The organism is Undibacterium sp. 14-3-2 (genome assembly GCF_016595265.1).
Classification (GTDB): Bacteria; Pseudomonadota; Gammaproteobacteria; order Burkholderiales; family Burkholderiaceae_D; genus Undibacterium; species Undibacterium aquatile.
Genome location: NZ_JAENGS010000004.1, coordinates 106,523 through 125,278, shown reverse-complemented (window position 1 = coordinate 125,278; position 18,756 = coordinate 106,523). Strand labels below are relative to the sequence as shown.

The 18,756-nt window shown below is 51.5% G+C and carries 15 protein-coding genes; 8 read left to right on the top strand and 7 right to left on the bottom strand.

Annotated elements, in window-relative coordinates; all coding sequences use genetic code 11:
* Positions 1 to 193 precede the first annotated feature (193 nt).
* Entirely contained in the window at positions 194 to 826 is a 633-nt protein-coding gene (ribA, locus tag Undi14_RS10640; RefSeq protein WP_186885183.1) for a GTP cyclohydrolase II, read from the top strand.
* A gap of 879 nt (positions 827 to 1,705) precedes the next feature.
* The gene (locus Undi14_RS10635; RefSeq protein WP_200180100.1) at positions 1,706 to 2,428 is read left to right on the top strand and encodes an ABC transporter substrate-binding protein; all 723 of its coding nucleotides are present in this window, start codon (positions 1,706 to 1,708) and stop codon (positions 2,426 to 2,428) included.
* 21 nt (positions 2,429 to 2,449) lie between these two features.
* Here the strand turns inward: Undi14_RS10635 and Undi14_RS10630 are convergent, their stop codons facing one another.
* Together Undi14_RS10630 and Undi14_RS10625 are read right to left on the bottom strand one after the other, a co-directional pair.
* Positions 2,450 to 2,665, bottom strand: coding sequence for a hypothetical protein (locus tag Undi14_RS10630; protein ID WP_200180099.1), 216 nt, complete (start codon positions 2,663 to 2,665; stop codon positions 2,450 to 2,452).
* Between the two features lie 395 nt (positions 2,666 to 3,060).
* Entirely contained in the window at positions 3,061 to 3,981 is a 921-nt protein-coding gene (locus Undi14_RS10625) for a LysR family transcriptional regulator (protein ID WP_200180098.1), read from the bottom strand.
* Between the two features lie 96 nt (positions 3,982 to 4,077).
* Between Undi14_RS10625 and Undi14_RS10620 the strand changes: the two genes are divergently transcribed.
* Together Undi14_RS10620 and Undi14_RS10615 are read left to right on the top strand one after the other, a co-directional pair.
* Positions 4,078 to 5,043: an MBL fold metallo-hydrolase gene (locus Undi14_RS10620; protein ID WP_200180097.1), complete on the top strand. Its 966-nt coding sequence runs from the start codon at positions 4,078 to 4,080 to the stop codon at positions 5,041 to 5,043.
* Between the two features lie 444 nt (positions 5,044 to 5,487).
* Positions 5,488 to 6,495 carry a hypothetical protein gene (locus tag Undi14_RS10615; RefSeq protein WP_200180096.1) on the top strand — a complete coding sequence of 336 codons (1,008 nt, stop codon included), beginning with the start codon at positions 5,488 to 5,490 and terminating at the stop codon, positions 6,493 to 6,495.
* Positions 6,496 to 6,654: 159 nt separating this feature from the next.
* Here Undi14_RS10615 and Undi14_RS10610 read toward each other — a convergent pair whose 3' ends face one another.
* On the bottom strand, positions 6,655 to 7,182 hold the full coding sequence (locus tag Undi14_RS10610) for a hypothetical protein (RefSeq protein ID WP_200180095.1): 528 nt from the start codon (positions 7,180 to 7,182) through the stop codon (positions 6,655 to 6,657).
* A gap of 205 nt (positions 7,183 to 7,387) precedes the next feature.
* Positions 7,388 to 8,230 (bottom strand): HDOD domain-containing protein, encoded by an 843-nt coding sequence (locus Undi14_RS10605; RefSeq protein WP_200180094.1) that lies wholly within the window; start codon positions 8,228 to 8,230, stop codon positions 7,388 to 7,390.
* 604 nt (positions 8,231 to 8,834) lie between these two features.
* Between Undi14_RS10605 and Undi14_RS10600 the strand changes: the two genes are divergently transcribed.
* Positions 8,835 to 11,018 (top strand): TonB-dependent siderophore receptor, encoded by a 2,184-nt coding sequence (locus Undi14_RS10600; RefSeq protein WP_234030532.1) that lies wholly within the window; start codon positions 8,835 to 8,837, stop codon positions 11,016 to 11,018.
* Positions 11,019 to 11,039: 21 nt separating this feature from the next.
* Positions 11,040 to 12,338, top strand: coding sequence for a PepSY domain-containing protein (locus tag Undi14_RS10595; protein WP_200180449.1), 1,299 nt, complete (start codon positions 11,040 to 11,042; stop codon positions 12,336 to 12,338).
* Positions 12,339 to 12,475: 137 nt separating this feature from the next.
* Here the strand turns inward: Undi14_RS10595 and Undi14_RS10590 are convergent, their stop codons facing one another.
* Genes Undi14_RS10590 through zwf form a run of 3 tightly spaced genes read right to left on the bottom strand, consistent with a single transcriptional unit; the run spans position 12,476 to position 15,529 of the window.
* The gene (locus tag Undi14_RS10590) at positions 12,476 to 13,372 is read right to left on the bottom strand and encodes an SIS domain-containing protein (protein WP_200180092.1); all 897 of its coding nucleotides are present in this window, start codon (positions 13,370 to 13,372) and stop codon (positions 12,476 to 12,478) included.
* An 11-nt stretch (positions 13,373 to 13,383) separates the two neighbouring features.
* Complete coding sequence (locus Undi14_RS10585; protein ID WP_200180090.1) at positions 13,384 to 14,064, bottom strand: 6-phosphogluconolactonase; 681 nt, start codon at positions 14,062 to 14,064, stop codon at positions 13,384 to 13,386.
* 4 nt (positions 14,065 to 14,068) lie between these two features.
* Positions 14,069 to 15,529: a glucose-6-phosphate dehydrogenase gene (gene zwf, locus Undi14_RS10580; RefSeq protein WP_200180088.1), complete on the bottom strand. Its 1,461-nt coding sequence runs from the start codon at positions 15,527 to 15,529 to the stop codon at positions 14,069 to 14,071.
* Between the two features lie 375 nt (positions 15,530 to 15,904).
* On the opposite strand from zwf, the gene edd reads away from it, so the two are divergent.
* Both edd and eda read left to right on the top strand, forming a co-directional pair.
* Positions 15,905 to 17,755, top strand: a complete 1,851-nt coding sequence (gene edd / locus Undi14_RS10575) for a phosphogluconate dehydratase (protein WP_234030531.1) — start codon at positions 15,905 to 15,907, stop codon at positions 17,753 to 17,755.
* 158 nt (positions 17,756 to 17,913) lie between these two features.
* Positions 17,914 to 18,573, top strand: coding sequence for a bifunctional 4-hydroxy-2-oxoglutarate aldolase/2-dehydro-3-deoxy-phosphogluconate aldolase (eda, locus tag Undi14_RS10570; protein ID WP_200180086.1), 660 nt, complete (start codon positions 17,914 to 17,916; stop codon positions 18,571 to 18,573).
* The last annotated feature ends 183 nt before the right edge of the window (positions 18,574 to 18,756 follow it).

The window sequence follows — 18,756 nt, the reverse complement described above, 5'->3', positions numbered from 1 at the left end:
AACGAGAACCATATCGGGTATGCCGGACGTATCTGCCTCTGGTCGTTTATACTCTTGGTCTTCGCTGTATCAGCTGTATTCAATTTCTCAACTGATCGGCAGACGCATTTACCGCAACAGGATAAGCGCAATAGACGGCTATTGCGTTACCCCGCGAGACGGGAATCCACTCAACAGAATTCGCGAGCACTGTATGTCAAGCAACAATCCGCCTGTAGAACAAGAAAAGCTGGCGCTGGAATACGTCGATTCCTGCAACTTACCGACGACCTGGGCAAATTTCCGCATGCATGCGTTTGTCGAACCTGCGACAGGCAAAGAACACATTGCGCTGACGCTGGGCGATGTCGCCGATGGCAAGCCAGTGCTGGCGCGTATCCATTCCGAATGCCTGACCGGCGACGCCTTATTCAGCCTGCGCTGTGATTGCGGCCCGCAACTCGAAATGGCTCTCAAAAAAATCGCCGACGAAGGCCGTGGTGCCTTGCTGTATCTGCGTCAGGAAGGGCGTGGCATAGGCTTGCTGAATAAAGTCCGTGCTTATCATCTGCAAGACGATGGCGCCGATACCGTCGAAGCCAACCAACGACTGGGCTTTGCCGCCGATCTGCGCAATTACAGTCTGGTTGAACCTATGCTGCAACATCTCGGCATCCATTCCCTGCGCCTGATGACGAACAACCCACGCAAACTGTCAGCGATGGAAGGATTAAAAGTCACGATCGCCGAACACGTGCCGCTGATCATCGAACGCAACCCCTACAACGACCGCTACCTGAACACCAAGGTCAGCAAACTCGGTCACATGCTGTCACCGGAACTCTGACCAGCTGGATAAAAAACACAGCGGCTAAAAAGCAGCTAAAAAGCGCAACTGATCTGCGCTGATTTGACGCTTGCCGACATCGTATTTCCAAAGGCGGAACCGCAACAGGTTCCGCTTTTTTTATGCCTGTAATGCTGGTTACGCGCAAAAATGGCTTCTGGAGCCAGAAATATACTCCCGGGGGTATATTTTAAAGCCCTTTGTTTCTAAGGAGATGAAGGCATTTTTGCCACATACTCCCCTGAAAGTGCTTGTTTCAGAGCGGAATCATCGCAAGCATAGGGTGTGTCGTACGCACCAATTCAGACGACGGTGATTTGGTGGACTCGCAGAATCCCGCCCCGCATAAGACGCGCAATCATCATGTGCGTCGTGGCCAGCTCAGGCTGAGAGGCGAATGAACAGGTGAGCGCAGTTTGATTGATGAGAGTTGTGCGTAGTGCGTATGACGCACCCTACGGAATACGCACGCTACGCTTGCTTATATTGAAACGCTTAGGGAAATTCAGACTTGCAAGCTGAATTCTATGTCTGATGAAATAGTGACTCCTGATAAAAACCTCCTCATACCGCGAACGCTCAGAAAAACTACACATGTCGTTAATAAATGTGAAAAGTAGTGCTCACGGAATTTTGTACCGATAGACTTGATTCAGCGGAATAGCTAACAGCGCAAATATGTGTTGAACGATATCTACAAAAAAACATTGCTTCTGTTTTTTGTTACGGGCTGCTTGTGTTTATTCTAGTTTGTCTGCACTTGTTATTACGCTTTAAATGGATGTGATGGCTGTTGTTTTTCGAAGTGGAGAAGCGGTTTTAGAACGTACTTTTATAAATTTTCTATAGGAGAGAACACGCAAGTGTTCTGTAAAAATCATGAATTTTTCATTTCGCTCTGTAATTTTGTTTGGTACTTTGGTTTCTGGTTTTGCCCATGCAAATGACAATATCACGGTCAGTTTTAATGAGCGTCCTCCGTATTTAACACAAGGTACAGATGGTGCGGCATCGGGCTTAATCGGTACTGCTGCCAGCGAGGCATTCAAGGCCGCCGGAATTGAAGTCACATGGAGTAAAGTCCCTCCTAATCGTCAATTGATCGTGGTGAAAGAAGGCGGCAACAATTGCGCGATAGGCTGGTTTAAGACACCAGAGCGTACGCAATTTGCAAAATTCACCAATCCTATTTATCGCGACAAACCGACCATCATTCTGGCCAACCCGAATTTTGAGGGCAAGGATGGCAGCAAGCTGTCTGATTTGCTCACCGCAAAAGGCGTGCGCGTTTTAGTCAAAGAAAATTTTTCTTATGGTGGTTTCATAGACGGCAAACTGGAGTCACTCAAACCCACTTTAGTTAAATCCAATGGCACGCCCGGCCAAATGCTGCAGTTAATCCATGCGCATACTGCCGATTTCATGTTTGCGTCGGAAGAAGAGTCAAAATATCTGATAGAACAATCAGGCGTTGCCAGCAACAGTTTGAAGCAATTGAAAGCCGCTGATATGCCAAATGGCGAATTTCGCTACATTATGTGTAGCAATCAGGTGCCGGATAGCGTGATTAGCCGTCTCAACAAGGTGATCAAGTTTAAATAAGCATGCATAGACAGTGATCAGTCAGCCGGATTTTGCACAGTTCGTGCCAGCGTCTTTGTAAACCTCAGGGTGTACGCCAGCAAATGGAGTGTCGTGCTGCTCACCCTGATGGCCACTTAGGTCTTGTCCATATTTGCTGATCACATTGTGTGTCCCAAGCTGCGCCGTCGCAAGCGTAGGGTGCTTCTCACGCACCAGTCCGGCGATATTGATGTTCGTCCGCTGGGGTAGCGTCATATTGAGGAAAACGCTACGCCTGCTGTGCCCGACGAAGCAGCTACACAATGCTTGCTAATTCGCACTGATCAGACGCTGGCTGACATCGTATTTCCACAAGCGGAACCGCAACAGGTTCCGCTTTTTTTATGCCTGCAACGCCAGTAGTGCGCAAAAAATGGCTTCTGTAGCTAAAAATATACTCCCGGGAGTATATTTTAAAGCCCTTTGTTTCTAAGGAGATAAAGGCGTTTTTGGCGCATACTCCCATGAAAATGGCTGATTAGATGACTTTTCGTATTGCTGCACCGCGTACCGCTTCGCGCGCAGGCGATGCGTTTGCGTGCAAAAAAAATCAAAAATACCAGCGACATGAGCCGCCCCGATAACGTGAAGATCAACTTATCGGCGGCAGTTCATTGCTGTACAGAGAATTCCCCGATGTTGACGCCTATCTGATCGCGTAACCATCGATGAGCGGGATCGTTATCACTGCGCGGATGCCAGGCAATTGACAGGTCGAATTTGCCTGCTTCAATCGGCAGATCAATCATATCCAGGCGATCGGCATGTGCCGTAAGAAAGTCTTCTGGCATAGTGCAGACGAAATCAGTGTTGGCAATGATCGTTGGCACCAGACTGTACTGCGGTACGGATGCTACGACTTCGCGCTGTAAGCCATGCGTTTTCAGCAGCTCGTCCATAAAACCGCTAAAGCCCCCTTCGTTGGACACAATGACATGACGCATGGCGCAGTATTGCTCCAGCGTGAGTTCGCCCATACCCCGGGGATGTCCTTTACGTTGTCCCAGCTTGTAAGCGCCACTCGTCATCTGTCTGGTCCGTAGGGATTCCGGCACAAAACGACTGGCGCAGGCCAGCAAGTCAATTTCTCCGCGCTCCATCTGGGTAACAATGCGATCAAGGTCATGCGGCACGACAGCCAGCCTCAAGCCTCGGCCACCATGACGGTCAAGCTGTCTGATCACGGCCATCATCACGGTGGTCGTGCAATTATCGTTGCCAGCAATGCGAAAAGTGTGTTTGCTGTTCTTCGGGTCAAACGAGGGGACTGTACTGATCGCCTGTCCGAGTGCCTCGAGCGCGCTGCGTAGCGGTTGTTGCAGATCTAATGCTCTGGGTGTAGGAACCATGCCGCGCCCATTTTCTGCGGTCATCAGTAGCGGGTCGCCAAACAGATCTCGCAAGCGCGCGAGTTGGGCTGACATGGCCGGTTGACTCAGGTGTAACCGGCTGGCCGCACGCGTCACGTTTTTCTCTTCCAGCAGCATGTCTAATGACACCAGCAGCGGCAAATCAGGGCCTCTTATATCCATGAAATTTATACCTTGTATATCAATGATTGATTTTATGTATGCATTGTAAATTGGTTTAATGCGTGTCTGTTTAACTTCACAGATGAAAGATACCCCATGAAATTATTACCCTTTGTTGCGGCCTTATCTGCAGCGCTTTCTTTGCAAGCACCGTCAGCGTATGCAGAAGCGCCTAAGTCCACAACGGCTGCCTCTGGCGTTTATCGCATGCAACTTGGCGAGTTCGAGGTTTCAACGTTGTCGGACGGCACTGTAACTATTCCCATCGATAAACTGCTCACCAATATCAAGCCAGCCGTTCTCGCAGAGTCGCTCAAACAAGCAGATCTGGCACCGATGATGGAAACGTCGATCAATACGTTTTTGATCAATACCGGCAGCAAGCTGATTCTGGTTGACACCGGTGCCGGTGACTCGTTCAAGGCGCCCATAGTGGCAAAAGCAGGGCGTCTTCAGCAGAGCCTGAAAAACGCTGGCTATAAGGCCGAGCAGGTCGACATAGTCTTGCTGACGCACATACATGGCGATCATTCGGGAGGTTTGTCGCTCGATGGTCAACGTTTGTTTCCTAATGCAGACATCTATGTCGATGAACACGATGCGAAGTTCTGGCTGGACCGATCTAACGAGGCAAACGCAGCGCCCGGTCAGCGGCACGGTTTCGCAGAGGCAGAAGCGATGCTCGGCCCCTATGTGAAGGCGGGGCGTCTGAAAACATTTAATGGTGCTGCGCAAATCACAACTGGTGTTCGTTCACGCCCAGCGTATGGGCATACTCCGGGGCACAGTTATTATGAAGTCGAAAGCGGCGGTCAAAAACTGCTGCTCATCGGAGATATGATCCATGCCACTGCGACCCAAATGGCTCATCCGGAAACGACCATTGTGTTCGACGTGGATGCCATGAAAGCCAGGGAACAGCGCACCGCTTTTCTGCCTGAGGTGGTGAAACAAGGGTATTGGATAGGCACAGCACACATTTCTTTTCCTGGCCTGGGACATATCCATCATGCCGGCAAGGGCGCTTACCGCTGGCAGCCAGCCAACTACAGCGCATGGTGAAGATCAGGAGGAACGCAATGAATAACTGATTAAAGCGATTTCCTCTGGAAGTAATTCAGATAAACGTGTGAAACGGCGATGTATCTGAATTACTTCTGGTCGCTATAGAGTTGGTTTGCGGGGCATACAAAGCGAAAGCAACACCAAATAAATGATAGGGTGACTCTGCTACGTTTGCTAACCTGCGCTGATTTGACGCTTGCCAACATCGTATTCCAACAAGCGGAACCGCAACAGGTTCCGCTTTTTTTATACCTGCAACGCCAGTAGTGCGCAACAATGGTTTCTGGAGCAAAAAATATACTCCCGGGAGTATATTTAAAAGCCCTTTGTTTCTAAGGAGATGAAGGCGTTTTTGGCGCATACTCCCGTGAATGTACCTGATTGGACGTGCATCAGTAGGCTGGAGTGCTTGTCGACAATAGCTGTATTTACGGATGGACGATGCTCACGCCAATATCCACACAAAAAATTCGCGTTTATGAAGATGGATTACATACGGGAGAAATCATGCAATTGAACGGATGGCAGAAGCTCGGAATCGCATTGTCGATTATATGGGCTCTCGCGGCAGGCATCACTACACATTACGATGATGTCGAGCGGACAGATAACTTCGTACAGTTCGCGTATAAGATCTGTTCAAATGTCAAAATGCTGGATGGAGACCCCGATCTCTCGCAATGCGAGAAAGAGAAATCGGCCAATACCGAAACGTGGATGAAGAACTCCGGCAAAAATGTCGCCTTCGCTGCATTGGCTCCGATTCCTTTTGGCTGGCTTGCCGGGTTCATCCTTTTGTATATAGTGCGTATTCAGGTAGCGGGGATCAAAGCCACTGTGCCGTGGTCTGAGTTGACGCGTCCGAAAAAAGGGTTTGTCATCTTCTGTGGTGCAAGCTTAGTGGCAGGACTGTTGTCTGTATCAGTGATCATCATGAACCTCTATGTGGGCACCCAAGTGCCCGTCGCCTTGTCGCCTTTTGTGGATGTGATCAAGACGGGTGGCGACATGGTGATCGTCAAAGGAACGTGGACGCGGCACGGCGCTACTGCGGGGGCGGCCATGGCAGACCCCTTGCAAACGTCGACGATCAACTGCTATCGGCCTGAAAAACAATGTGTCGAAGCTCGCGCCTCGGTGACGGGTAACGTCCTGAGATCTGATGTAGTCCAGCATGATGTGCAGAGTTGGACCGATGCAGCCATCTTGATCAAAAACACCGACCTCTGCGTGGAAGAGGTCTACACGATCGACCTGAACACCAAAAGCGTGAGTGGTGCGGGTCGTCGAATCAACAGCAACACACCTTTTTGCAAACTATCGCCGTTATCCAAAGCAGAATCAAAGTGGACCTATCGTATGGAAAATGGCTTTTCGGTCTATTGGGAGATAAGGAACAAGGCTAGGCCGTGGCTTTTAGGTGTCATTCACTCCTTGTTCGGCCACTGATCGCGCAGGTATTTGACTTCGGAAATGAAGCAAACCCAGGGCGCGTCCCATACCGAATTCGGCGATGTTGATGTTCGTCGGCTGGCAGTAACCCGCGCTTTTCGGAGTGCGCAAGCTCTGCTTACTGAGGTTCACCTTTGACATAGGTGCATAAGCAAGTCAGCGCTCCAATTTTATATAGGCACCAGCTTTTCCTTCTAACGTGTTTATTGATAAAACGACGCTTAGAAAAATATCAGGCTGTACGCAGGCAACACGATACTTGAACATATTAAATAATCTAATGTTCTCTTTTTTTACTATGGTGCATTTCTTTCTATGGGCAGGTACATCAGAACTCCACTCAACTTCGTTAATGTCATCTGCATGAGACTCATTGACGAGATGTAAAATTTGATTATCCCAATGTTGTGTAATTTCATCTCCTGCATGAGCTGCTATTTTTATTAGCAATCCCAGAACGACAAACCACGATACAACCAATACGGTTATATGTGAGCCATTTGTATTCACCTTGATCAGGTTGCTAAACGCCATAACTGCAAGAACGATTGTGATTAAAAATTCGATTCCAGCAGTTAATTCCAAATGCGTTAATGCAGCAAAGCTCGGCACTCCAACAGATGCGCACATAAAATCAATGAATGCTATCGTTGCAATAAGAAGATAGATTATTGGGCGAATCATTTTGTTCTTTAATATTTTTGATGGCTTTTAAGCTTTAAATATACCCCCGGGAGTATATTTAAAAGCCCTTTATTTCTAAGGAGATGAAGGCGTTTTTGGCGCATACTCCCCTGAAATTGCCTTTTCAGAGGAGTATCGCGGTGATCTGACGGCGATATTGTGAGTCGCTGTTTTGTGACTGTTTCGTGCGCTGATGCTGGTGTTATCAAACATCAATCTGCTGTTTCAGTTTGTTAAATTCGTCACCGGCTTCCTGCAGCACCTGATCCAGCACTTCCTGATCCAGCCCGAGGCTGTGCCACGATAGCGCGGTGATTTCGGGTGTGGTGTGATCGGCGCTTTCGGTGACGTTCAGGACGTGGGCGATACCGTTGGCGACGTGGACGATGGTTGCCAGAAAACCCAGCCCCGGTTTATCCGGTTGGTGATGACCGGCAATCGCGTTTTTCATCTGATCAGAAAAATTCCAATAAATCGCCAGCTCTTCGCCGACGGCAGCGTGATCGATGCCGAGAATTTCTCTTTCGGCGTCAAACTGTGTGCACTGGTGTTCGGTTTGCCAGGCGATGACGTGTTCGTATTCGGCGCTGTGGTAAGTGACCAGCACCAGCGTGCCGATATCGTGCAGCAAGCCTGCGGTGAAGGCCACGTCCAGACTCAGGTTCAGGCGTCGCGCGAGAATTTTTGCGACGATGGCGACGGCGTTTGAATGGCGCCAGAAATCTTTGTGACTAAAACCCTGACAATTGTTTTCCGGGAAGCAGCCGGTCAGCGCGGCAGTCACGATGATTTGCTTGACTGTGGTCAGCCCGAGCAGGGCAATTGCCTGCTGTATGGTCGTGACTTTGAATTGGGTGGCGTAATACGCTGAATTGGCCAGCCTCAGGGTTTTGGCGGTCAGGGCGATATCGCGTGTGACTTTGTCGGCTAATTCGTGGGTATCGACATCTTCTTTGTCGATATTATTCAAAATCTCCATAACGACCGCAGGCAGCGTCGGCAAGTCTTTGACTTCTTCAACAATCTGATGAATAGCTATTCGGTTCATGTCTCACTCCTTTGCTTCGAGGGTCTGTTAACATTTAAATGGCGAGATGCGTTCAAACCAAAACGCGGGCTGGCAAGGCGTGCGGTGCAGTCAGGGCTGGTGCCCCTGACAAGACGCGCAACGCAGTCCAGCGCGCGTTTTGGTTTGAACCCGAAGGGAAAGGGGTAAAACAGCCGCATGACTTTGTTGCATCCCGCTGACAGTGATCACACTGCGGCGCGGGTTGCGCCTAGCCCTGCAACTGTTTTACCCCTTTCGCACACGTAATTTAAATGCTAACAGACCCTAATATTACTCAAAAAGACAAGAGGTGGGGTGGCCGTTGCAAAATTCTATGCGGCTTGATTTGGCTTGCATCAAGTTTGTATGTGGCTTGTATCTGGAACTGAGTATTGCGTATGTCGATGACGAACCCGTGATTCCAATGGCTGAGGATCATGCGCCAAAAAAACATAGAAATGAATTTAATGTAAAACGCAAATGAGAATGATTTGCGTTAACTTATTTGCGTGAGTACAATATTGCCATTCATCTTCCATGCCTATTTTGCTGTCGGGCATGGCCTGCAGGCATTTTTCTACTCAGATCAATTTCAAGGCTATTTATGATTCAGCGCATTTCACATTCTGTCCGGCAAGACTCTGATTCGACTCCCGAAAACGCTTTCCGCCTGCGGCCAATGGCGTGGGCATTATCGATTGCGTTGCTGTCGCCAGCCGCGGTGTTGGCAGATAACGCTGCGACAGCAGGCGAGGACAAAGTGGCGTTGCCGGAAGTGGTGGTGAAGGGCGCTGCGGTGAATGAGCCTACGACAGAAAAAAGTGGCGCTTATTCGACGCGCAAGAGCGCTTCAGCAACGGGGCTGGATATGTCCTTGCGGGAAACGCCGCAATCGGTGTCGGTGGTGACCCGCGCCAAAATGGATGACTTCAGACAGCTCAGTGCCAACGACGTGCTGGCCAATACGACCGGTGTGTCGGTAGAAAAAGTGGAAACAGATCGTACGTATTACATGGCGCGCGGTTTTGACATCATCAATTTTCAGTACGACGGTATCGGTTTGCCGTTCACCTCTGGCTTGTTGTATGGCGATATTGATACGGCGATTTACGACCGGGTGGATATCGTGCGTGGTGCGAATGGCCTGATGTCATCGACTGGCAACCCGTCAGCCACGGTTAATTTTATTCGTAAGCGTCCGGTCTATCAGTTTCAGGCATCGTCCGGGCTGACGCTGGGCTCGTGGAATACGCGCAGGCTGGATGCTGATGTGTCGGGTGCGCTCAATGAAGCTGGGACGGTCGCCGGACGTCTGGTGGTGGCAAAGCAGGCCGGGGATTCTTATCTCGATAGGTATTCTCCGGGAAAAACCGTGGTCTATGGCGTGATCGAAGCCAATCTGGGCGACGCCACCTTGCTGACGCTTGGGCATTCCCATCAAAAGGATGATGTCACTGGTGGCATGTGGGGCGCGCTGCCTTTGTATTACACCGATGGCAGTCCGACTAATTACAAAACATCTGCCAGCACGGCCGCTGACTGGTCAAATGCGCAGACGCGGAATGAACGTAGTTTCATTGAATTGAGTCATCAACTCAATGAAGACTGGCAAATGAAATCAACCATCAGTCGTAACCGGTCGGCATGGGACTCTAAATTGTTTTATGTCTATGGCACGCCAGACCGCGCGACGGGCCTGGGCTTATACAGCTACCCCTCGCTGTACAACAGTGTCAACACACAGACGATGTTCGATCTGTCTGCGAGCGGCAAATTCACATTGGCCGGACGCAAGCATGATCTGAGTGTCGGTGCGAACTGGTCGAAATCGAATATGAATGATATTTCCCATTATGGCGTGGGCATCGGTACCGCGTTACCGGATATCAGCAACTGGACGGGCAATTATCCAGAGCCAGCATTTAACGCTTCGATTGATGGCAGCGACTATGAAGACAAACGCACGACGATCTTTATCGCGTCCCGTTTTAACCTTGCTGATGAATTCAAATTGATTGCCGGTGCCAATCGCACGAAGGCCGAAACCAAGGGTAATTCGTATGGCGTCAGCAGTGCAAAGAATGCCAGCAAAACCACGCCTTATCTGGGTCTGGTGTATGACCTGACACCGTATGTTTCAACATATGCCAGCCATACCGAAATTTTTAATCCGCAAAGTGAAATCGATGCCAGCGGCAAGACGCTCGACCCGGTCAAGGGAAAGGGGGATGAGCTGGGCGTGAAAGCGGAATTGTTTGAACGCAAGCTGAATCTGTCCGCTGCCGTCTTTAAGATCAGGCAAGAGAATGCAGCAGAGCAGGCGGGTTATATTGGTGCCAAAGCTTATTACCGGGGGATAGATGCGACGTCGCAAGGCTTTGAATTCGATGCCAGTGGCGAGCTTGCCAAGGGCTGGAATCTGAGCGCCGGATATACTCAGTTGAGTCTCAAGGGCAGCAATGATAAAGACGTGAAAACCTATGTGCCAAGAAAACTGTTCCGCCTTTCAACGACTTATCAGTTACCGTTTCTGCCGCAGGCAAAAGTGGGTGGCAGCCTGAACTGGCAGTCGGATATTTTCCGTGATGAAGGTTCCGGCAACATTATTCGTCAGGGCAGTTATGCCGTGCTGAATCTGATGGCACGCTATGACGTGACTCCTAAACTCAGCATTGCGTTGAATCTGAATAATGTCAGTGACCAGAAATATCTGACCAGTCTGTACTGGAGCCAGGCTTACTATGCCGCGCCACGCAATGGCAGCGTGACGGTCAACTGGAAATATTAAGCGGCGGCGTGATATATGCAGATGCGACCTGTTTTCGTGTTGCTGCACCGCTGGTTCGGGCTGGCGGTGGCAGTTTTCCTGTTTGTTTCCGGCCTGACCGGTGCGGTCATCTCGTGGGATCATGAACTTGATGCCTGGCTGAATCCGCAACTGTTTCATGCCCGTAGTGCAATGGATGCGGACGAGGCAAAGGCAGACCAGCGTCATGTCTGGTCTGGTCTGGAGCTGGCAAACAAGGTCGAAACAAACGATCCCCGTATCCGTGTGACGTATGTTCTGAACGAGGAGGAACCCGGTCACACCATACAGATGTCGGTGGAGGGAAAGATCGATCCTGCCACGGCGAAGCCTTATGCGCTGGGATTCAATCAGATCGCGGTTGATCCGGTGACGGCAGAAATACAGGGGAAACGGCAATGGGGTGAAATCTCGCTGAGCCGTGAAAATCTGCTGCCGTTTTTGTACAAGCTGCATTACACCATGCATCTTCCTGAAGTGTCCGGCGTCGAGCTGGGTATCTGGTTGATGGGGTTGGTTGCCGTGGTGTGGGTGCTCGATTGTTTTATCGCATTGTGGATTTCCTTTCCCAACTGGCGCAGCTGGCGCAAATCGTTTGCATTTCGCTGGGCACAGGGCGGGCACAAACTGAATTTCGATCTGCATCGATCCAGCGCCGTGTGGCTATGGCTGTTCATGCTGTTGTTGGCTGTCACCTCGGTGTCGATGAATCTGAATACACAAATAGTGCGTCCTGTGGTCGCATGGTTTTCACCTTTAAGTGAGGATGTGTTTGCCAGCCGTGTGCCGCGAGCGCTGGAGCAACCCATCATTCCGGCGATCAGTCGTGAGAGCATCTTTATTCTGGCCAAACAGGAAGCGCAGCAACGGGGCTGGAGTCTGCCTGCTGGCGGCATCTTTTATTCGTCTGCGTTTGGTGTGTATGGGGTGGGATTTTTTGAAGCCGGTAATGATCACGGCGATGTTGGTCTTGGCAATGCCTGGCTGTATTTTGATGGCAAAGACGGCCGCGCTCTTGGTGGAAAAATTCCCGGTACTGGCAGTGCGGGAGATATTTTTCTGCAAGCGCAGTTCCCACTGCATTCAGGACGCATCCTCGGCCTGACCGGGCGCATACTGATTTCATTGATGGGGCTGGTGGTGGCGATGCTGAGCGTGACCGGCGTCATCATCTGGGTCAAAAAGCGACGGGCAAAAATGGTAGCGAAAATGGCGGCAGAAATTAAGAAAAATAATGTTCCGAAAGTCATGCCAAACGCTACGTCAAAGCCGATCACAAAAGACGTGGCAAGTGTGAGCTGATTGGGTTGAACATGCTGATCGGGCTGATGCAGGCATTTCTGTTTTCAACAGTTTCTGCTATCGGCGTTGACAGGGCTCATTTCTTTACAGGAGTGAGCCCATTTTTCTGACTTACTAAACTATTCTGCCCGCTATATTTAGCCAGCTTTAGGCACCAAACGTTTTTCACTGATGCTGGCTTTGGCCCGTTCCAGCATATCAATCGCAGCGGGGCCGCGCAGTAAAGTGACAGCCACCGCCAGTGCATCGATATAGGTCAGATGAGCGAGGCGGGATGTCATTGGCGTATAGATATCCGGGTCTTCTTCCACGTCCACGCTGATGTGCACATCGGCCAACTCCGCCAGCGGGCCACCACTGGCGCACAAGACCAAAATCTTTGCCCCCGCCTGTTTGGCGAGTTGCACGCTATTGATCAGATCGCGTGTGCGGCCTGTGCGGGAAAAAGCGACCACGACGCAATCGCTATTCAATAATGTTGCTGATTGCGCCTGCAGATGGGCATCGCAAAAAACCGTGGTGGGAATACCGAAACGGAAAAACTTCAGTTGCGCATCAATTGCCAGCGCACCCGAATAACCGAGTCCGTAACACTCAATCCGGCGGGCTCTGGCAAGTAATTGTACGGCGGCTTCAAAGCTGGTGACGTTCGCATTATTTCTGGCTTCCATCAATGCAGCGATGGTGCGGTCAAAGACTTTTGGCAACACATCACGCACATGATCAGCCTGATTCACATCCAGATGCAGATACGGAATGCCGGTGGCCAGACTTTTGGCAAACGCGAGTTTGAATGATTTGAACCCATCGAAACCCAGACTTTGCGAGAAACGGGCGACTGTCGGTTCGCTGACATCGCAGGCTTGTGCCAGCACGCGTATCGACATTTCCAGCGCATCATGCGGCTTTTGCAGTAAGAACTCAGCGACCTGACGCTCGGCGCGACTCAGCGCGGTGCTGGCGATGCGAATACGAGCCAGCAAACCTTTTTCAGTTGGCGTTATTCTGGTAGGAGTGGAATGCGAATTTGCCATATTTTTTTTATTCAGGGACACCAGAAAACATCAATCGGGCAGCCCGCATCACGTAATAGCGCGCTGATCGGCAACTGCTGTTGGTCGGCCTCTTCCAATACGCGACGTTTTTCTGCACCAGTCATCAGCAACCAGATCCGCTCGGTATTGAGCAGGCGGGGCAGCGACAATGACATGCGACTTTGCTGCGTTTGCGGATGATTCGCAGCGAGGCAGGTGCGCTGATCCTGCTGTACTGGCGCGCCGGGAAACAGCGAGGCGATATGACCATCCGCCCCCATGCCCAGCAATACCGCACTGAAAGCCTGTGGCAATTGTTCACGCAGGCGGGCATCAATCGCGGCAGTTGCTGCGGCTGGAGTCGGCGCTGTATTTTTCAGTGACAACAGTTGCCAGTGCTGCTTTGCTGCGGATAAAGGCAGACAGCGCCGGAACAAGCCTTCATTACTTTGCGCATCGTCGTCATCGACCCAGCGCTCATCGGTGGCGACCAGCGTGACGGGCTGGTGTGGCGTTGTGCTTGCATTCAGCAAAGCATCGAGTTGCCGGTACACCGGTGCAGGCGTGGTGCCGCCGGCCAGCGCAAAACTAACGGGCGCCGTGGCGCTGTGGATGACGTCCAGCCACTGCTGGCTCAGATCGGCACTTAGCGTGTCGATGTCGTCGAAATCATGGTAACGGATGGTGCTCATGGCATCAGCTTTCAACGTATTCTTCGCCCCACGCAGCGCCGTGCTGCGCCAGCAGATAACTCGCCGCTGCCGGGCCCCAGCTACCGGCGATATACGATTTCAAGCCTTCGCTATCGTTTTGCCAGGCGTTCATAATCGGGTCTATCCATGACCATGCGGCATTGAGTTCATCATCGCGGACAAACAGCGTCAGGTCGCCATGCATGGCATCGAGCAGCAAACGTTCATACGATTCGACGCGGCGTAAATTCGATGCTTCGGCAAAATCCAGATTCAGTGCCACATCAGATAAGCGTATGCCTTCGCCGGGTTCTTTTGCCTTCATGAACAACTGCACGCTTTCTTCCGGCTGCAAGGTAATCACCAGACGATTCGAGCGCATAGGCCCTTGCGACTGACCAAAAATCGAATACGGTATCGGTTTGAAATTGATCGTGATTTCAGCGCTGCGGCTTGCCATGCGTTTACCGGTGCGCAGATAAAACGGCACGCCAGCCCAGCGCCAGTTATCAATTTCAGCGCGGATCGCGACAAAAGTTTCTGTGCGTGATGCAGGCGGTACGCCGGGTTCTGCCTGATAAGCGATGACAGGTTTGCCATCGACCGCACCGGCGCGATATTGCCCGCGTACGGTTTTTTTGTTGACTTCTTCCGTTGTGAATTTACGCAATGCGCGCAAGACTTTAACTTTTTCATCGCGGATTGCATCCGGATTCGCATTGACTGGCGGCTCCATCGCGACGATAGATACCAGTTGCAGCAAATGGTTTTGCACCATGTCGCGCAGTGCGCCGGTATGGTCGTAAAAATCACCACGCGATTCAACGCCGACTTGCTCTGAAATCGAAATCTGTACGTCCTGTATCCACTTGCGGTTCCACAAAGGTTCGAGGAAAGAATTGGCAAAACGCAGTGCGAGCAGGTTTTGCACCATTTCTTTACCGAGATAATGGTCGATACGGTAAATCTGATGTTCATCCAGATAATTACGCAGCGACTGGTTAATTTCTTTGGCTGATTGCGCATCGCGTCCCAGCGGTTTCTCGACCACGACGCGGGCATTGCCCTTGACCAGACCGTGTTTCGATAATTGCTCAACCACCGGGATGAAAATGTCCGGGCCGGTCGCCAGATAGAACAGCGTGGCATTGCTTGCCGAGGTGTGCAAACTGCTTTTCAGGACGGCGAAATCTTCAGGCACCCGCGCATCGATTTTGGCGTAATCCGTGCAAGCGAGGAACGCGGCGAGTTTTTCGGCGCTGCCACCGATCACTTTTCCGGCGTACTGGCTGATGCTGTCACTGACACGCTGACGGAATTCCTCATGTGTTAAGGCTTCACGCGCCGCACCGATAAATTTGAATTCGTTGTCGAGCCGGCCATTCACAAAAGCGCTGTACAGCGCTGGAATGATTTTGCGTTTGGCGAGATCGCCGGTGCCGCCAAATAAGACAAAAGTGGTCATGCTGACTCCGTGAGGTGTTCTGATTAGTTGCCTGAATTAATTGCCCGAAATGTGTTGACGCATACTTCGTTGTTCTCATTGTTACCGGTGATGCTGATAAGTTGATGAATGCAGTATGGACAGTCTGATTATGCCAGAAAAGATACAAAAATGTAGTTTCATTACGTTAATAAAGAACATTTTTCATTAAAAATTGCTTTAAAAATGAAATTATGAAAGTTTGTTACAGAAATTTCTGATTCATGGTATCTTTCTGCTCATTGTATTCAGGCGGATTTCTGATCGTCCGGTAAGCGTATCTGAGGCTGGTGCGCGTGATGAACTGCCTGTTGCCACCGCTTTACTATTACGCCCTCAGGGCATCAGGTGAGTTAAATGACGACATCCTCTTCATCAACATCGATTGCGTTGCACCCGGTTATCGCTCAGGTGACACAACGCATTATTGAACGCAGCAAACCTCTGCGCACTGCCTATCTTGAACAATTGGAAAAAATGCGTGGACGTGGTCCGCGCCGCGCCAGTTTGTCGTGTGCGAATCAGGCGCATGCAAATGCAGCGATGGGCAATGGCACCAAGATCTGGCTGAATCAGGCACAGAAGCCGAACATCGGTATCGTGACGGCATACAACGATATGCTGTCGGCGCATCAGCCGTATGAAACTTACCCGCAGCAGATTCGTGATGCCGCGTTGCGTTATGGTGGCACGGCGCAGGTGGCTGGTGCCGTACCGGCGATGTGCGATGGCGTGACGCAGGGGCGTCCGGGTATGGAATTGTCGTTGTTTTCGCGTGATGTGATCGCGCAGGCGACGGCGGTGGCCTTGTCGCACGATGCGTTTGATGCGACGTTGTGTCTCGGTATCTGCGACAAAATTGTGCCGGGGCTGCTGATCGGTGCGCTGGCTTTTGGTCACTTGCCGACGATTTTTGTGCCAGCCGGGCCTATGGGTTCAGGCTTATCGAATAAAGAAAAAGCGGCGGTGCGCGAACGTTATGCGCAAGGCCAGGCGACGAAAGAAGAATTGCTGGCCGCTGAAAGTGCGGCGTATCACAGCGCTGGCACCTGCACGTTTTATGGCACCGCGAACAGCAATCAGATGTTGCTCGAAGCAATGGGCTTGCATCTTCCGGGTGCAGCTTTTGTTCATCCGGCTGACCACTTGCGCAGCGCACTGACCGAGGCTGCGGTCGAACGTGTACTGCAACTGACCGAACAAAGCGGCAACTACAAACCTATCGGTCAACTGGTCAATGAAAAAACCATCGTCAATGCCGTCATCGCTTTGCTGGCGACCGGTGGTTCGACGAATCACACCATACACTGGATCGCGGTGGCACGCGCCGCTGGCATCCTGATCGACTGGCAGGATTTTGATGAGTTGTCTTCCGTCATTCCTTTGTTGACGCGGGTCTATCCGAACGGCACGGCAGATGTGAATGCATTTGAAGATGCCGGTGGCCCGACGTTTGTGATCCGCGAATTATTATCGGCGGGTCTGATGCATGGCGACGTGATGACAGTCTATGGTGATGAGGGCCTGCATTCACATACAGTGCGCCCGGTGCTGAACGATGCGGGGCAACTCGCATGGCAGGCGCAGCCTGCATTATCGACCGATACATCAGTGGTCAGAAATGTCACCGATCCGTTCGCCACAACCGGTGGTCTGCGTCTGCTGCAAGGCAATCTGGGGCGGGCAATTGTGAAAGCATCCGCAGTGCCGGAAGAGGCGTGGATCACCACAGCACCAGCCAAAGTATTTGAATCGCAAGAGGCGCTGGTCAGCGCGTATAAGGCGGGCGAGCTGAATATGGATTTTGTGGCCGTCGTTATATTTCAAGGGCCACAGGCCAATGGTATGCCTGAGTTGCATCATTTCACGCCTGTGCTGGGTAGCCTGATGTCGGCCGGTTATAAGGTGGCGCTGGTGACCGATGGCCGCATGTCGGGTGCTTCCGGCAAAGTTCCGGCGGCTCTGCATGTAAGCCCGGAAGTGGCGCAGGGCGGGCCATTGGGTAAAGTGCGTGACGGTGACCTGATCGAGCTGAATGTGCATACCGGCGAATTGCGTGCACTGGTGAGCGAAGACGAGTGGTCGCAACGTTCTGCACGTGGCTTGAGCAAAGAAAATATGGCGGGCTATGGTCGCGACCTGTTTGCCGCACAACGCCGTGTGGTGACGGCACCAGAGCACGGCGCATCGACCTTATTTATCGACTGACATCGATGGAAACCTGTAGTCAATCCTATGAGGAATAAACAGCGGTAATACACAGCGGTGTGCGTCGCGGTACGCAAGCGATGTGATATGTACACCATCAGGACAACGTCAACACAGCAGCGCTGCATCAGCGCCAATGACATTCAGCAGAGGACAACATGAGTTTAACCAGACAAAACATCATTACCCAACTCGCCCAGGTGCGCGTTTTACCGATACTGGTTGCCGATGATGTGGAACAGGCAATCCGTTGCGTGACGACGCTGGCAGAAAACGGTTTGCCCGCCGTTGAAATTACCTTGCGCACGCCGAATGCGCTGAACGTGTTGCGCGAAGTGGTGAAAGCCTGTCCGCAAGTCACCGTCGGCGCTGGCACGATACTGACAGCAGCGCAACTCGATGTAGTGAAAGAGGCCGGTGCCGCTTTTGGCATCAGCCCTGGCATTACACCGGCACTGGCCAAAGCCGCAGCAGAATCCGGTCTGCCATACTTTCCCGGTACTGGTGGTGCCAGTGATGTGATGCTGGCGCTGGAACACGGTTTTGATGTCGTTAAACTGTTTCCGTCGGATGTCGTCGGCAGCACCAAAATGGCGAAAGCACTCGGCGGCCCGTTTCCCGATGTCCGCTTCTGCCTGACCGGTGGCGTCACGCTGGAAACCACGCCGGTGCTGTTGCAGCAGCCGAATGTTTTATGCGTCGGTGGTTCCTGGATGTGTCCGGCGAATCTGATTCAGGCTGGTGACTGGGCGGCGATTGCGCAGCTTGCTGCAGCCGCGGCGAAAGCTGCCGAGGCTGGAAAGTCCGGCAGCTTCTGATTGCTCCGTCACATTCTGCCACGTCGCTGTGCCGCAGAAGGTGAGATCAGATGCGGCTGTAGCGCTGAATTTGGGCTGCATTTGGTCAAAATATACTGGGGGGAGTATTTTTTAAGCGCCTTTGTTTTCAAGGAGATGAAGGCGAAAATGAGGCATACCCCCTCATTTCTTTGTTTTTTCGGT

Excerpts from the sequence above, each read along its gene's own strand:
- ribA (WP_186885183.1), top strand. The coding sequence starts at position 194 with ATGTCAAGCAACAATCCGCCTGTAGAACAAGAAAAGCTGGCGCTGGAA.
- Undi14_RS10635 (WP_200180100.1), top strand. The coding sequence starts at position 1,706 with ATGAATTTTTCATTTCGCTCTGTAATTTTGTTTGGTACTTTGGTTTCT.
- Undi14_RS10630 (WP_200180099.1), bottom strand. The coding sequence starts at position 2,665 with ATGACGCTACCCCAGCGGACGAACATCAATATCGCCGGACTGGTGCGT.
- Undi14_RS10625 (WP_200180098.1), bottom strand. The coding sequence starts at position 3,981 with ATGGATATAAGAGGCCCTGATTTGCCGCTGCTGGTGTCATTAGACATG.
- Undi14_RS10620 (WP_200180097.1), top strand. The coding sequence starts at position 4,078 with ATGAAATTATTACCCTTTGTTGCGGCCTTATCTGCAGCGCTTTCTTTG.
- Undi14_RS10615 (WP_200180096.1), top strand. The coding sequence starts at position 5,488 with ATGCTCACGCCAATATCCACACAAAAAATTCGCGTTTATGAAGATGGA.
- Undi14_RS10610 (WP_200180095.1), bottom strand. The coding sequence starts at position 7,182 with ATGATTCGCCCAATAATCTATCTTCTTATTGCAACGATAGCATTCATT.
- Undi14_RS10605 (WP_200180094.1), bottom strand. The coding sequence starts at position 8,230 with ATGAACCGAATAGCTATTCATCAGATTGTTGAAGAAGTCAAAGACTTG.
- Undi14_RS10600 (WP_234030532.1), top strand. The coding sequence starts at position 8,835 with ATGATTCAGCGCATTTCACATTCTGTCCGGCAAGACTCTGATTCGACT.
- Undi14_RS10595 (WP_200180449.1), top strand. The coding sequence starts at position 11,040 with ATGCGACCTGTTTTCGTGTTGCTGCACCGCTGGTTCGGGCTGGCGGTG.
- Undi14_RS10590 (WP_200180092.1), bottom strand. The coding sequence starts at position 13,372 with ATGGCAAATTCGCATTCCACTCCTACCAGAATAACGCCAACTGAAAAA.
- Undi14_RS10585 (WP_200180090.1), bottom strand. The coding sequence starts at position 14,064 with ATGAGCACCATCCGTTACCATGATTTCGACGACATCGACACGCTAAGT.
- zwf (WP_200180088.1), bottom strand. The coding sequence starts at position 15,529 with ATGACCACTTTTGTCTTATTTGGCGGCACCGGCGATCTCGCCAAACGC.
- edd (WP_234030531.1), top strand. The coding sequence starts at position 15,905 with ATGACGACATCCTCTTCATCAACATCGATTGCGTTGCACCCGGTTATC.
- eda (WP_200180086.1), top strand. The coding sequence starts at position 17,914 with ATGAGTTTAACCAGACAAAACATCATTACCCAACTCGCCCAGGTGCGC.